This window comes from Alterotamlana spongicola (genome assembly GCF_035818475.1).
Classification (GTDB): domain Bacteria; phylum Bacteroidota; class Bacteroidia; order Flavobacteriales; family Flavobacteriaceae; genus Cognatitamlana.
Window position 1 is genome coordinate 53071 of sequence record NZ_JAYMGV010000003.1, and the last position, 16181, is coordinate 69251.

A 16181-nucleotide genomic window follows, 5' to 3' on the forward strand; every position below is an offset into this window, starting at 1 on the left:
AAGATTTATAACAATAAAAATGATTATCGTGAAAAAATTAATTTTAATAACTTTATTCAGCTTCGTTCTATGCTCATGTAATGATGAGTTTTTAGAAGAAAATCCATCTGGGATTTTTACAGCTGAAAATTTATATACGACCAGTACGCATTTTCAATCGGCTTTAAACCAGTTGTATAGTGATTATCGAGGAGCATTTTATATCGGTAGTGAGGAGCACTGCTTTGGATATCAATATGGAACAGACTTTGGACTTAACGGTCAGGTTAGATCTGTTGAACGATTTGGAAATTATGTCTCACAATTAGATCCTACAGCAGGTACAGCGAGTTGGAATTGGACCAGACACTATCAAATGATTGCCCATGCCAATACTATTTTAAGCCGTTTAGAGGGATCTGCATTGGATGAAAGCGAAAGCGTCTTAGTAGAAGCTGAAGCAAAATTCTTTAGAGGAGCAGCCTATCGTGCACTTACTTATTTATATGGAGGTGTGCCATTGGTTTTAGAAGAAGTTTCTGGACCTAAAACAGATTTTGTTAGAAATACCAAAGCGGAATGTCTAGCTCAAATTATAGCAGATCTTGAATTTTCTGCCGCTAATCTTCCGGATATTACAGAGGTAGCTGATGGAAAAGTTTCCAGTGCTGCTGCCAATCATTTATTGGCAGAGGTTTGCATAAGTGTGGGAGATTTTAACAAAGCGGTTACAGCTTCTTCAGAAGTCATAAATAACCCTGGATTAGCCTTAATGAAATCACGATTTGGCTCCAGAAAATCTGAGCCCGGTGATGTGTATTGGGATTTGTTTAGAAGAGATAATCAAAACCGAGGAGCAGGCAATACCGAAGGGGTTTTTGTGATCCAATGGGAAATTGACGTGCCGGGAGGTGGAAGTTTGTCAACTACAAGAGATGGTTCATATAAGGCAGAAAGGGTGCACCCTCCATTAACAAGAGATATTAAACGTCTTGATAATGCATCTTCTAAGGCAAGGTTTCGCTGGCCAGTCTCCGATTATACCGGAGGCCGAGGGATTGGCTGGTTGAAACCTACCTATCATTTCACTCATACCATATGGATGGATGACATGGGTAATTTGGATTTGAATGACATTCGTAATTCACAATACAATTTGCCGAGATACTATGAGTATAATAATCCTAATGGAAGTTATCCACTGGGAACTATATTTGACATTGATACCAATCCGGAGGTAGTGGCAAGTATAACAAATACAGGAGATTGGCCCAGAAGTATGTATCCTTATCAGACCAAAGTAACAACACCGGGAAATCATCCTGAAGGGATCATTAACCCGGCAAACGGCCTGATATATGGAACAGGAGGAGGTACTTATACTGATTGGTATGATATGCGATTGGCGGAAACCTATTTGATTCGTGCAGAAGCTTACTTGGGGCTTGGTCAAACAGATCAGGCGGCTCAGGACATAAATGTGGTTAGAGACCGTGCCAATGCTGTACCTATTGATGCGAGTGATGTGGATATAGATTTTATCCTTGATGAAAGACTTAGAGAATTGGGGATTGAAGAAAAAAGGCGATTGACGCTTGTTCGTCTTGGGAAGCTGCATGAGCGTGTAGTAAAATATAACCCTCTGAATAAGGATGATATTCAACCGCACCATGAATTGTTTCCAATTCCAAGAGGTGAGATAGAAGCTAATATTGGAGCTGTTTTAGAACAAAACCCTGGATATATCAACTAAAATCAGGTAAAAAATATCAATTTGATTGATAACATTTAACCTTAGAATAGCCAGGAGGTGTATGTCTCCTGGCTCTTTTTAAGTGGGTATTGTTGAATAAATATAATAACATACTGCAATCTTTCTCATTGGTATAATGTTCTCAAGTTTTACTGAATTTCAATCCTACAAAGATTAGTTAAAGAAAAGAACTTTTGTAAAATCATAAATTGATGTAAATTGTTGACTTGGATATTAATAGCTGTAATTAAAAAATAGATTTATTTGTGAAACGATTATTATATATGCTGCTCATTAGCCTACTTTTAGGCTGTAAGCCATCAACAAAGCAAGGAGAATTTGTATTGTTGCCAACACCAAAAGAAATATTCATAGACGGTAATAGCAGTTTAAAGCCCAAAGATCTGCCATTTATTTCACAAATAGATAAAATCAGCATGGATACACTGGATGATTTTATCAACTCACAGCAATCTCCATCAGCTAATAACAACCAGGTTCATGTAGAATTTGTACCCGAAGATTCCATGAAGCCCGAAGGGTATGCTCTGGAAATTAAAGATAGATCAATTTCAATACAGGTACGCGATAAGGTCGGGTTGTTTTATGCATTGCAATCATTGAGTCAAATAATAGAAGACGCTACAGACCAAGCTGTATACCTTCCAAATATTACCATTAAGGATTTTCCCAGTTTAGCCTATAGAGCCATTCATTTGGATGTCAAACACCACCTGAACCGCAAAGCGTATTATTATCAAATGATTGATAAACTGGCCAGGTTTAAGGTTAATGCTATCATTGCGGAGGTAGAAGATAAGCTGAGGTTTGAGAAGGAGTCTACTATAGCATCTGATGATGCTATGAGTATAGAAGAATGGAACGCTTTAAGTGCTTATGCATTAAGTAAAAATATTGAAATTAGCCCACTGATACAGGGCTTGGGGCATGCCTCTTTTATTTTGAAGCATGACAAGTATGTCTCCTTAAGGGATGACCCAAAAAGTGATTGGGCCTTTAACCCCCTGGATCCAAAGACCTATGAGTTGCAATTTGATTTATACAGAGATGCATTTAAGGCCTTTCCTTCAGGAAGGTATTTGCATGTAGGCGGGGATGAGGTGAGTACTACCGGACGTAATAGTGGCAGGTCACCGCTGGAGTTACAACTGGAGTGGCTTCGAAAAGTTTGCAAATTTGCGGAAGAAAATAACCGAATTCCAATAGTTTGGGATGATATGCCTCTCAGGCATGCGGAAGTATACCGATCAATGTTTGACAAAAAGATGAGTGTTCAGACTGTAGATAGCATCTGGGAATCAAATGAACATAAGCTCAGCAAATTTCTTGATCTTTTTCCAAAAAACTGTATTTATATGCGGTGGAATTATGCTTCCCCGCAAGCCTATGGAAACCAAAAGGCTATGAGCTGGTTCAGAGATCATGGTCTCCAGGTAATGGGGGCAACAGCCGCACAACGACGGTGGGTGCTAATGCCTCAGGATGAAGGTAACATCATAAACATTCGGGATTTTGCGATCAACTCTATAGATAAAGACATCAACGGACTACTATGTACATTGTGGGACGATGATTCACCACATTTTGAACTTTACTGGAGGGGGATTTTGGCATTTGCCGAATATACCTGGGCCGGGAACTCAAAAAGCATTGATGACTTTAAAGCCTCATATCGTCATCGTTCATATTCACATACTCTGTCAGACTCATCTTATGCATTTATAGACCGGCTTGAAGAACCGGTGAAATTCTGGAAAGGCGCACTGTTAAAAAGAGAAAACAGAAACTATCTGGTTCGTATGGAGCAGCCTGCAGACAAAGCTAAAGCTGTAATCGATTTTCCGGAGTTGTCTGAGCCGGGGAAATGGAGTAAAGATAATAAAGGGAGAATAGAGCAGGCCCAAAAGGCACTAGAGACCAATCAATATGTAGAACATCAGATCAATAAGTATAAGAACAATACCATTAGATCTGAATATACGCTGCAAGTATATGAGCAGGTTAACAAACTTACCCGGTTTTCTGCCGAGGTATTACTGGCCATGGAAAAGATAGACAAGGCAGAAAATGAGGGTGCACGTAATCAAGAGATCAATGAGTTCAGGAAATTATTGGACAGCTTTCAAGAGGTCAGAAACAATTTTGAGGCTGTCTATGGTCAAACCCGAATATTGGAAAAACCTTCAAATTATATCCTTGATCAGGATCACCATGTTCACCTGGCCAACCAAGCTATTAATTTTGATTGGCAGTTTTATGCAGAAATACTGTTTGTTCAAAAGATGTACAAACAACTTGAAAGTTTTAAATAATAACTATGTACTCATTAAAATTAAAGCAAATACTGGTATTAACTTTATTTATTGGGTGTCTTCTTCCTGATGCCTTTTCCCAAAGTGGTAGTTTCAGAAAAAAAAGAAAGAATTTTAAACAAGGGGGGAATGGTGCCGTAATGGTAATGGCACATCGCCAGGATTGGAAAAATTACCCGGAAAATACCATCGAGTCATTGCAAAGCTGTATTGATAAAGGTATTGACATTGTTGAGATTGATATACGCAAAACCAAAGATGGCGAATTGGTGGTGATGCATGATGGAAGTGTAAACCGTACCACAAATGGAAAAGGACGGATCTCAGACTTAACTCTGGAAGAAATTAAAGCGCTTCGTATTAAGGATCACAAAGGTAACCTAACGGATTATACCGTACCGAGCTTTGAAGAATATATGGCAGCTGCAAAAAGAAAGATCATGGTTAACCTGGATATCAAGATTAACGCGTTGGAAAATTTCGCATCCATGTATAAGATTCTTAAGAAAACTAAAACTCTGGATCATGCTTTATGGGTATTTAATGCCGAATATGAAGTTGTCAAAGATACACTAGCTAAATACCCGGGAGTCATTATATGTCCTAAAATAGGTTCACATCAAAAAGACCCGGTAGGTTCTTACCACAATTGGGTAGATAATTATGACCTGAAAACAGTATTCTTTCGTTTTAAAACAGAGCAAGACAGTTTATGGACGGTTGTACCGGATGCTCAAAAAAAGAGAATCAAACTGTATTGCCATACGCTATGGAGCGGAGGTTCATCTGCGGGACGTTCAGATGAAAAAGCGCCTGAAAATCCAGATGAAAACTGGGGGTGGCTGATAGATAACGGTATGGAAATTATCATGACCGATGAGATAGACCTGTTAATGGATTATATTAAATCAAGAAGGCAAGATTAAATGACGTGGCTTCTACAGACTGAATTTCTGCAAATCACGTACTTATGAAATGGGGCATCAATTTTATTCAAAAAAATATGAACTTAAAACTATTTTTTGTTTTGGTTTGTATATCAGCGTTGGTCGTTGGGTGCAAATCAGAAAGCAATAAAAAAAATGAAGAGACAAGTAAACGCCCCAATATTTTGTTTGCAATCAGTGATGATCAATCTTACTTACACACCAGTTTTGCCGGAAGCAATTTTGTCAAAACACCGGCATTTGACAGGGTAGCAAGAGAAGGTATGTATTTCTCAAATTGCTATGCCGGTTCACCAGGATGTGCACCTTCCAGAAGTGCATTAATCACCGGAAGGCATCACTGGCAAAACGAGCAATCAGGGCAGCATTATTGTTCATGGATGACAAAGCATGTGCCTTTTGTAGACGAATTGAAGGATAATGGATATGCCGTAGGCAGGACAGGTAAAGGGGTGGACCCCTTTCAATATGCCAGAAATGGGAAGGACTCGTTATGGCGTAAAGAAAATGCTGCTGGACCTGATTATACACCGGTAACTTATAAGAACAAGGAGGAGCTGCCGGCAAAGGGTATTAGTACCAATAATTATTTTGAGAATTTTAAATACTTCATGCAAGAAGTTAGGGAAGATAAGCCCTTTTTCTTTTGGTACGGAGGTCATGAGCCACACAGGGTATACGAAGAGGGATCATGGAAAAAAAGGAACAAGGATTTGAAGGATGTTGATGTGCCGGAATTTTTTCCCGATAACAATACCATTCGTGGAGATTTAGCCGATTATGCGGTGGAAATAGAATGGTTTGATCTGCACTTGGAAAAGATCCTTGACTATCTTGATGAGATCGGTGAACTGGATAACACCATTGTTATAGTGACTGCAGACAATGGTATGCCTTTTCCCCGGGCAAAAGCAAGTGCTTATGACTATGGTATTCATGTGCCTTTGGCCATTAGATATCCGGATAAAATCAAAAAAGGAACCGTAAAGCATACCCCTGTAGGTTTTGTGGATTTTGCACCAACAATTTTAGAAGCTACCAGCACCATACCTAAAAAAATGCTGCCTATTACAGGGAAGAGTATCTGGAATTTTTTACAAACCTCTGATGAAGACTTAAACCGGGCGGTGTATACGGGGCGTGAAAGGCATACTACGGCACGGTATAAAAATTGGGGATATCCGCAACGTTCCATAAGACAAGGAGATTATCTGCTTGTATGGAATATGAAGCCTGAACGATGGCCTGTAGGAGCACCACAAAGATTTAGTAGAAAAGATACTACAGTGCTACAGCCAATGTATGGTTTAAATAAGCAAGGAAAATTTGTTTATGGAGAGATATTCCGTGACGCAGCACCCTCGCCCTCAAGAACATTTCTTATTGAAAATCACAACAGCCCTGAACATGAAGCGTATTTTAAATTAGCATTTGATAAGCGGCCTGAGTTTGAATTATTCAATTTGAAAGAAGATCCCGGGTGTATACGTAATCTCTCAGGGCAATCAAAATATGAAGGCATAGCAAAGAACTTAAAGGAAACACTTGTTCAAGAACTGAAACTTACAAAAGACCCCCGGGTTGTAGGACCGGACCATGATATTTTTGACAGTTATAAACGGTATAGTAATGTCATGAAGTTTCCAAAGCCAGCATATATAGAAGATTGATTTTGGAGTTAATTCAGAAACAATGTAATCTGGATGTAAGTATTTTTATCATGACTAAAATAATACCTGTCTATTATGACCTGTAAGATAGATTCATTAATGATTTATATTAAGAAAAGGAAAATTAATATGAAGCTAAAAAAAATAGTTTTTGTATTTGCTGTCATTCTTTTTGTATCAGAGCATGCGCGAGCAATACAAAAAAATAAAAACACTAATGATAAAGACACACTCAAAGTAATGTCTTTTAATATCCGGCATTGCACTAATAAAGACGGAAAGCTAAACATGCAGCGTACAGCAGAAGCCATTACACATGCTGGGCCCAATATCGTATTATTACAGGAAGTAGATAACAAGACAGGCCGGTCAGAAGGTAAAGATCAGGCGGCAGAACTTGGTAAACTTACAGGCATGGAACATGTATTTGGTAAGGCAATTAATTTTAACGGAGGAGAATATGGTGTAGCTGTGTTATCCAAATTTCCAATCGTAAAATCAAAAAACATTTTGTTACCGTATAAACAGGGAACAGAACAGAGAACCGCCTTGTGGGTCGCTTTGAAAGTTGGGAAAGATACACTTACGGTTGTTACTACTCATTTGGAGTCAGGAAGGGAAGCGATAGATTTTGAAACGCGATTGCTACAGGTTAAAGACATCAAAGAACAAATATTAGCACACCCACATCCGGTGATTTTAGGAGGGGATTTGAACTCTCACCCTGATTTTCCGGGGTTTTTGTTCCTCAAGTCATTTATGAAGCCAAGTGATAAAGAACCTTATACCCCAACTTACCCTGGAATTGATCCCTGGGTAAAAATAGATTATATACTGATGTATAAGCCTGAACGCTTTACTGTTTTAGATTATGAAGTGGTTGATAATGAATTAGTATCAGATCATAGGCCAATCATATCAACTCTGCTTTTAAAAGAGGTTAAGTAAAAAGCAATCCCAAGGTAGCCATATACTACCTTAAAAAGGGAATTAAAATGATTCCAATAGTATTGAATAAGAATAGAAATAATTAATTATGATGTATTTATCGCTAAAAACACCTTCCTTAAAAGTCTTAACTCCAGTATTTACATTACTTTTTTGCACGATTTTATTAATGCAGTGCTCAAACCCTACTAACTCTTCAGAAAAGCCCAATATTCTATTTATTTGTGTTGATGATCTTCGTCCGGAACTGAAAAGTTTTGGTGTAGAATATATTTCATCGCCTAATATTGACAAACTTGCTGAACATGGAATTTTATTCCTGAATCACTATGTGAACTCTCCAAGTTGTGGTCCCTCACGATATACACTATTAACGGGACAATACGGTCCGGCGGGGAACAATGCACTTTTTATGCGATCAAAACGGATTTCTCAGGGACAGGAAAAGGTAGACCCCAGTATGCCCGAGTGGTTTAAAGCGCATGGGTATACAACAGTTGCAGTAGGGAAAGTGTCCCATCATCCGGGAGGAAGAGGCGGTAAGGATTGGGATAATAATAACATGATTGAAATGCCTGGTGCTTGGGATAGGCAATTACTTCCTGTAGGCGAATGGCAACATCCGCGTGGAATTATGCATGGTCTGGCTCATGGGGAAATTCGAAAAAAACCGAGCGATATGGATGTATTTCAAAGCGTAGAAGGAGACGATTCAATTTATCCGGATGGTATAATTGTTGAAGAAGGATTAAAACAGCTAAAGTTGTTAGCTGGTAATTCACAAAAACCTTTTTTTCTTGCTGTGGGTATTTTAAAACCGCATTTACCTTTTGGAGCACCTAAGAAATATCTCGATACGTATAAAAATATCTCCTTGCCACCTGTTAAGCACCCAAAAAAGCCTGAAGGAAAAACAACATGGCATGATTCAAATGAGTTTATGAAATATAATAGATGGGGCAAGGATCCTAATGAAGATGAAGCATTTGCCGAAGAAGTAAGGCGTCATTATGCTGCTTGTGTAAGTTATGCTGATGCACAGGTAGGAAAATTGATTGAAAGTTTAAAAGAAACCGGGGCCTATGAAAACACCATAATTATTCTTTGGGGGGATCATGGTTGGAATTTAGGAGAACATGCCATATGGGGGAAGCATAACTTATTTGAGGAAGGCATACATTCTCCGCTTGTCATAAAGTATCCCAATATAGCTTCTAAAGGCTCTAAGACAAGAGCCATTGTTGAAACAGTTGATATCTACCCTACATTATGTGAACTGTCAGGTATAGATATTCCCGGTTTTGTTCAGGGTAAATCACTAAAACCAATACTTGAAAAGCCAAATATTCCAGGGCATTCGGCCATATCTTATAATGGTAAGGCTACATCCGTAAGAACATCTACGCATCGATTGATAGTCCATAAGGATGGTCATGTGGAACTCTATGATCATACAACAGCTGAAAAGGAGAGTATCAATATAGCAACAGAAAACCCTGAATTAGTTACAGAGTTAAAAGCTATGATAGATGCCCGTTTTCAGGATTCAAGATGAAACCTTAAATTTTGATATAAAAGATTTACCTTTATAAGGTCTTACCGGTTAAGATCATGAGATTAAATATAAACAGAATATGAATACCAGATTTTCAAAAATTATAATAGCCCTGGCAACTTTTTTTATTGCCACAACTTTACTCCAGGGCCAAAAGCAACAAACTCAAGATGGTGAAAAATTCCAATGGTTTGGTGATGCCAAGCTCGGGATCTTTATTCATTGGGGCATTTATGCGGTCAATGGTATTGATGAGTCCTGGTCTTTTTACAATGGTTATATTTCACACAAGGATTATCTTAAGCAAACCGAACGGTTTACTGCCGCTAATTATGATCCGGACTACTGGGCCGGGCTCATCAAAAAAAGTGGTGCCAAATATGCTGTTATAACCAGTAAGCATCATGATGGTTTTGCGCTATGGAACACTAAATATGGGGATTTAAATGCAGTAAAAAGCTCGGCAGCAAAACGTGATGTGCTTAGTCCATTTGTCAAAGCACTTCGAAAAAATAAGTTGAAAGTGGGGCTTTATTATTCGTTACCGGACTGGTCTTACAATGATTACACGCATTTCACCCGAAACGAAAGGCGGTATGATATAAAAAATGAGCCTGAACGTTGGAACCGTTTTGTTAATTATTATCAGGGACAGTTGACAGAGCTTATGAGTTCTTATAAACCTGACCTGATATGGTTTGATGGAGACTGGGAGCATAGTGGAGAAGAATGGAAGGCTAAGGAAACACGTGATTTGTTACATCATTATCAGCCGAATGTTATTATCAATTCCCGTTTGAGGGGACATGGCGATTACGATACACCAGAACAAGGGGTGCCTATTGCAAGGCCTAAAAGTGAATACTGGGAATTATGTATGACAATGAATGATTCCTGGGGATATCAGCACAATGACAAAAATTACAAAACAGCTAATCAGTTGATCCGTATTTTTGTAGACTGTTTAAATCTGGGGGGTAATCTGTTACTTGATATTGGACCCAAAGCAGATGGAACTATCCCGGAAGAACAGGTGAAGATCCTAGAGGAATTTGGCAGATGGACCCATAAGCACAAAGAGGCTATTTATGCATCCAATGCAGGGTTACCTTTTGGGCATTATTACGGCCCCACAACCCTTTCCAAAGATTTGCAAACCCTATATCTGTTTGTTCCTCATAGACCCAATGGACCATTGATCATCAAGGGATTAAAAAATAAGATCAACCGGATTCGTGTGGTAGGAACCGGTACCAAGTTGAGCCATCAAATTTTGAGTAAACAGTATTGGAGTAGTGTGCCCGGGCTTACTTACATTAACCTGCCCGAGGGAGAGTTGGATGATCAGATGACTGTAGTCGCTGTACAGTTAAAAGGCAAAATCGATCTCTATAGGGAAGATGGTCAGGTCATTGAAAGTAATTGATAGTAAAAATACCTTTATTATACTTATTCTGATTTTAAAATTAATAGATTATTGTTTAGCCATATGCGCAAAAAAAATTTCCAGATAAAGCCCCTTGTTATAGTATTATTAGCAATTTTCTGTTCTCCACTTGTCTACGGGCAGGAGCTGGTATTCAATAAAGATTACTGGGAGGTTACTGGTCGCGGAGAAATAGAATGGACAGCGGATGTTGTTTCTATGAAAGACTGTTTTATTTCACTTAAGGAGCAGCAGTCTAAAGCCTATGTCATTACTTTTAAGGCACGTACTCCCGAGAGTGCAGAACAAGTTCAGATCTGGTCGGGTTTTGGATTTAGTGACCGGGAAAACCGCTATGCACTAGGGTTACGGGGAGGCAATAATAATGACCTGTATCTCTGTAGGTACCAATCACAGGCTAAAAACAAAATGCTAGCCTTAGAGTCTTTAGATTTTAATCCTCAACCAGGTCAGTGGTACACATTCAAAATAGTATACTGGGAAGGCAACATTCGAGTATATGTCAATGATGAAGAAACGCCTCGAATAGTTGTAAAAGATGAGGCGCCTCTTTCGCATGGAACAGCAATACTTGGAGGGGGTTGGATAAAAACAGAATATGCTGATCTGCAGATTGAAGACCTTAATGGAAAAGAGACCTTCTATGCTCAGGATGATCAAAAATATGTAGTGCAGTTATCAGGCGGAGAAAAAGAAACATTACGACAGCAACAACGTAAAAAATATTCTCCTTTAAAGATTAAAAGGTTAAAAGTCGGAAGGAATGAATTCTCGTTAGATGGAAACTGGCTTTTTATGCCTGAATATAGTATAGAGTCGATTTCTCCCTTTGCTGAAGACTTGGATGATCAATCATGGCATGTAATGCATGTTCCGGATTTCTGGAACCCGGCAGGTAATTGGCTTCACTTACAGGATTCCGGACTCCCCCATAGAGGTAGTGGTATTTCAGATAATTATCGGGAAAAAGAATATGCCCGATGTGAAGGGTATACCTTTGACTTTAGAAAAACTACCGGTGCATGGTATAGACATCATGTTGAACTTCCAAATCAATTGGAGGGGAGAAAAATCAACCTTCACTTTGATGCGGTATCCAAAGTAGCGGATGTTTACGTCAATGGTAACCATGTGGGAGGGCATATAGGAATGTTTGGTGATTTTAATTTCGATATTACCAATCATGTAAAACCAGGTGAAAATAGTATTGCGGTTCATGTAAAAGTGCGTCAGTTTCAGAAAGCAGCAGATGCTGATGAGCATGTTACAAGAGCTGTTTCAGTAGATATTAATAATGATATGCTCAATTCACTTCCTCATGGTATGTTTACTAATACCGAAGGAGGAATCTGGCAACCGGTAAAACTGGAAATTACAGAAAAAGTACATATCACCGATATTTATGCAGGAGTTAGAAGCAATGGCGGGGATTTTGACATTACCCTGCAAAATGATGCTGATCTTTCCGAGAAAACCCAGGTTGGTATTGTTATCAGGGATAAGCAAAATGGAAAAACACTTTTTAAATCAACGAATACCGAGGCTATTGTTCCTGCCGGAGCAAGCAAGCAGTTAACAATCAAAACAGGAAACATCTCACCACAAGTATGGTCACCGCATGCACCAAAAATGTATACACTGACTACTACCGTATACCAATCCGGTAAGATTATTGACAAAAAAACAATGGATATTGGTTTCCGTTCTTTTGAAGTGAAAGAAGGGCAGTTTTATCTCAATGGAAACCCTTATTGGTTGGGTGGAGCCAATCATCCCCCTATAGGTATTGCGCCCAATGATGGGGCATTAGCCAACAAATTCTATGGGTTTATGCATGAGAATAACCAGTTGGTCACACGGTCTCATGGTAGCCCTTTCACATCCGTATGGATGCAAGCTTCTGATGAGCAAGGTGTTGGGGTGAGTTATGAAGGGCCTTTTCCCTGGTTTATGATTGGTGAAATGCCTTCCGACGAATTGATCAATATCTGGAGGGAAGAAACACTATCACTTGTTAAAAAATACAGAAACCATCCATCATTACTGATTTGGACAATCAATAACGAGATGTATTTCACTATGTTCTACCATAATGACCCACCCGAAGTGCGCCTTAAAAAATGGAAAATTGTTTCTGATGTCATCAAGGAAATACGGAAGCTATCTCCCAATACGGTAATTTCAGCAGATTCCGGTTATGGACGTGTACAGGAAGACTATGATAAAAACCTGAAACCTCATGACATTGACGACGGAGATATTGATGATCGTCATTTTTATCCCAACTGGTACAACCGGGACTTCTTTCAGGTATATAATGGGGAGTGGGGGAAACGTATCTATTGGTCACCAGGAGCTAATCCAGACCGGGCGTTTTTTAGCCAGGAAACGTCAACAGGTTATACCAACAATGATGACGGGCATTTTAACAGAAAGTACTTATTCAACAATTATGTGCCACAATCATGGGTAGGCGACTGGGCTTATGAAGATCACGATCCTACCTATACAGCTAAAAGGCATGCTTTTATGACCAAGGAGCTGATCGAAACGATTCGTAGAACCAGCCCGGAAACTGCAGGGCTACAACTCTTTGCTAATGTTACATGGTTTAGAAATGTTTATGATGCGGAACGTATTGAACCTTATCTGATCAATTATCAAGTAAAAAAAGCATATGCTCCCGTACTAATAAGTGCCGAACTTTTTGGAAGAAGCTTTTATGCAGGTGAAACATTTTCTCCGCGTGTGTTTATTATCAATAACGACCGTAATTCCAATGATATACCGTCAGGCCAACTGGAATGGGAAATCCTTCACAATGGAGAAGTGCTTCATTCAGGAAAGCAAGCTGCACCCGTTACTCCTTTCTATGACAGAGCTCTTCTGGATGTGTCTATTACACTGCCGGTAAAAGTGCCTGTGGACAAAGCTAATTGTAAGCTTGTACTGCGTCTTGTGTCCAATGGTAAAACAATAAGCCAAAATGACTATGATATTCTTGTTTCCAATAAGCATTGGCTTCATAGTGAACGTATTCAGCAGAAAACAATAGGGGTGTTTGATCTTTCGGGAGAAACAGCAAAGGTGTTGGATTTCATAGGAATTGACTACCACAAGATGAAAGACCTGACAGAAATTAGGGTGAAAGATTTTGACCTGCTTATTGTTGCGAATCTGGATCAGGATGAAGAAGTACCCTATAACTGGGAAGATGTAAGAAGAGTAATGGGAAATGGTACCAATGTATTGCTTATTCATCCGGGTAAACACATGCAATGGTTGATGTATGATAAAATTCAATCTACTTACGAACGTAAAGGGCGGGTAGTTAATATGCATATTGCGGAGCATACTGCTTTTGATGACATTGACCCTATGGAATTATCCTGGTGGCAGCAAAACGAAAAAGAACGCCCAAGAGCATGCCGAAGGTCTTACCGACTCAAAGATAAACCCGGAATGACGAGCCTGTGTACTTACCTGAGGCCACATACGGGACTTAGTGGTGTTAGAGAAGAAACTTATTATGAAATGAGAGGTACACCTCTGCTTCAGGTAAAGGAAAATCAGGGCACCCTTATTGCCTCTGAAATGGAGGTGAATATGGGAGATAAAGATCCTGTGGCTGCCAGACTATTGGTAAATCTTATTTACAGCTTGATAGAAGAGTAATGAGAAAAATTTATGAGATGAGTTTAACTCTGAGAAAACAAACCTCACATCCCTTTGTTAAGTACCATTGTAAACAATAATTATATTATTAAAATCTTCAAAATTAGCAACCTCTTAAACATATAATAAGGAGGAGGGGAATTAGATAAGTAAAATATCCAAATGCTGGAGTGTAAATGCTTTAAGCCATTTTAAATAAGTTGTTTATAGAAGAGTCAGAGGTAGCTGATTAGCAAAAATAGTATTGTTTTTTGTTGTTTTATTATTAATTGTTAGAGGATTTAAACTATAAATTTGCCCTTGTAACTCAATGACTTGTCATAGTTAAAAGTAGTAAGTAAAGAAAAATGGTTGTCAGATGCTTTTTTTACGATTGATAATGACAAGTTAACAACAGACTTTTAAATCAGCTCTTGAGAATTTATTGGAAATATGGAAAAATAAAAACATCTATTTTGCGCCTATGGAGTTTGCTCAACCGGGTTCAGGAAAATGGATAAAACCAGAGTAAAGCTGATTTTATAAAAAAGAAAAGGAAATCTAATCTATAAATAACATAAACCAACAATGATGAAATTAACGTTTAAAACAAAGCAAAGAACAGCATTTGTGGCATTACTTTTTACTGTACTACTTGAAGGGTGTAAAGACAATAAAAAAGAGCCTTCTCAGGCTGATCAAAAAGAAGTAATTACAGGGCCTTTTAAGGAAGATGTTGATTTTATGAAACAATATGAAAAAGACCTTATTGTACTACAATCAGGAAAAAGTATGATTGCAGTGGCTCCCAGGTTACAAGGTCGTGTTATGACAAGTTCTTCAGATGGAATGGCCGGTGCCAGCTACGGTTGGATAAACAAGGTGCATTATAAATCAGGAGAAATTAACCCTCAAATTAATGTTTATGGAGGAGAGGAACGTTTTTGGTTAGGCCCGGAAGGCGGACAGTATTCCATATATTTTAAAAAAGGAAAAGATTTTACTTTTGAAAACTGGGCTACCCCTAAACTTATAGATTTAGAACCATTTGACGTTTTAGAACAGACTACCGATAAAGTGTCTTTTACAAAATCAGCAGCTTTAACAAATTATGCCGGGTTTACATTTAATTTTCAAATCAATAGAGATGTGACTATTATTTCTAATAATACTATAGTATCTCAATTAGGAGTTGCAAGTATTGGAGATGTTAAAGCTGTGGGTTATAAAACAGAGAACACTTTAAAAAATATTGATGATAAGGCCTGGACAAAAGATAATGGATTACTTTCTATCTGGATGTTAGGAATGTATAAACATTCTGAAACAACCACGGTAGTTATGCCATATAAAACGGGTAATGATAATGATTTAGGGAAGCCTGTAAATATATATGAATCTTTTGGAGCACTAGATGAAGAACGATTAATAGCAAAAGAAGGTGTGATATACTTTAAAGGAGACGGAAAACATCGAAGTAAGATAGGGCTTTCACCTGAAAGAGCTAAAGATATAGCAGGGAGTTATGATGCTCAAAACGGAGTGCTTACCATTGTTAAATATAATAAGCCGGATGGCGTATCAGATTATGTGAACTCTAAGTGGGAATTACAGGAATTCCCATATGGAGGAGATGCCGTAAACTCATATAATGATGGACCAACACCAAGTGGTGAACCATTAGGGCCTTTTTATGAGTTAGAGACCTCTTCACCAGCTGCTGCATTGCAACCCGATGAAGCTATTACACATACACAATATACATTCCATTTTGAAGGTAATGAGACCGCATTAAATCAAATATCAGAAGCAACTTTAGGAGTTTCTTTGGAAGAAATAAAAAATGTATTTAAATAAGTTTTTAAGTAAAAAAAATAATTTAAAAACCCAGAGAT

General features: G+C 38.4%; 9 protein-coding genes. All 9 read left to right on the top strand.

Features of this window, described 5'->3' with window-relative positions:
• The first annotated feature begins 19 nt into the window (after window positions 1-19).
• The 9 genes from VOI54_RS14480 (at window position 20) to VOI54_RS14520 (ending at window position 16143) form a co-directional block, all read left to right on the top strand.
• On the top strand, window positions 20-1732 hold the full coding sequence (locus tag VOI54_RS14480) for a RagB/SusD family nutrient uptake outer membrane protein (protein ID WP_442809386.1): 1713 nt from the start codon (window positions 20-22) through the stop codon (window positions 1730-1732).
• A 266-nt stretch (window positions 1733-1998) separates the two neighbouring features.
• On the top strand, window positions 1999-4065 hold the full coding sequence (locus tag VOI54_RS14485) for a glycoside hydrolase family 20 zincin-like fold domain-containing protein (protein ID WP_326283619.1): 2067 nt from the start codon (window positions 1999-2001) through the stop codon (window positions 4063-4065).
• Window positions 4066-4070: 5 nt separating this feature from the next.
• Window positions 4071-4991: a glycerophosphodiester phosphodiesterase family protein gene (locus tag VOI54_RS14490; RefSeq protein ID WP_326283621.1), complete on the top strand. Its 921-nt coding sequence runs from the start codon at window positions 4071-4073 to the stop codon at window positions 4989-4991.
• Between the two features lie 77 nt (window positions 4992-5068).
• Entirely contained in the window at window positions 5069-6682 is a 1614-nt protein-coding gene (locus VOI54_RS14495; protein WP_326283623.1) for a sulfatase family protein, read from the top strand.
• A 129-nt stretch (window positions 6683-6811) separates the two neighbouring features.
• Window positions 6812-7630, top strand: a complete 819-nt coding sequence (locus tag VOI54_RS14500; RefSeq protein WP_326283625.1) for an endonuclease/exonuclease/phosphatase family protein — start codon at window positions 6812-6814, stop codon at window positions 7628-7630.
• Window positions 7631-7799: 169 nt separating this feature from the next.
• Complete coding sequence (locus VOI54_RS14505) at window positions 7800-9185, top strand: sulfatase (protein WP_326283627.1); 1386 nt, start codon at window positions 7800-7802, stop codon at window positions 9183-9185.
• Window positions 9186-9264: 79 nt separating this feature from the next.
• Window positions 9265-10611 (top strand): alpha-L-fucosidase, encoded by a 1347-nt coding sequence (locus tag VOI54_RS14510; RefSeq protein ID WP_326283629.1) that lies wholly within the window; start codon window positions 9265-9267, stop codon window positions 10609-10611.
• Window positions 10612-10674: 63 nt separating this feature from the next.
• Entirely contained in the window at window positions 10675-14307 is a 3633-nt protein-coding gene (locus tag VOI54_RS14515; RefSeq protein WP_326283631.1) for a glycoside hydrolase family 2 protein, read from the top strand.
• Window positions 14308-14877: 570 nt separating this feature from the next.
• Window positions 14878-16143: a DUF6786 family protein gene (locus tag VOI54_RS14520; protein WP_326283632.1), complete on the top strand. Its 1266-nt coding sequence runs from the start codon at window positions 14878-14880 to the stop codon at window positions 16141-16143.
• The last annotated feature ends 38 nt before the right edge of the window (window positions 16144-16181 follow it).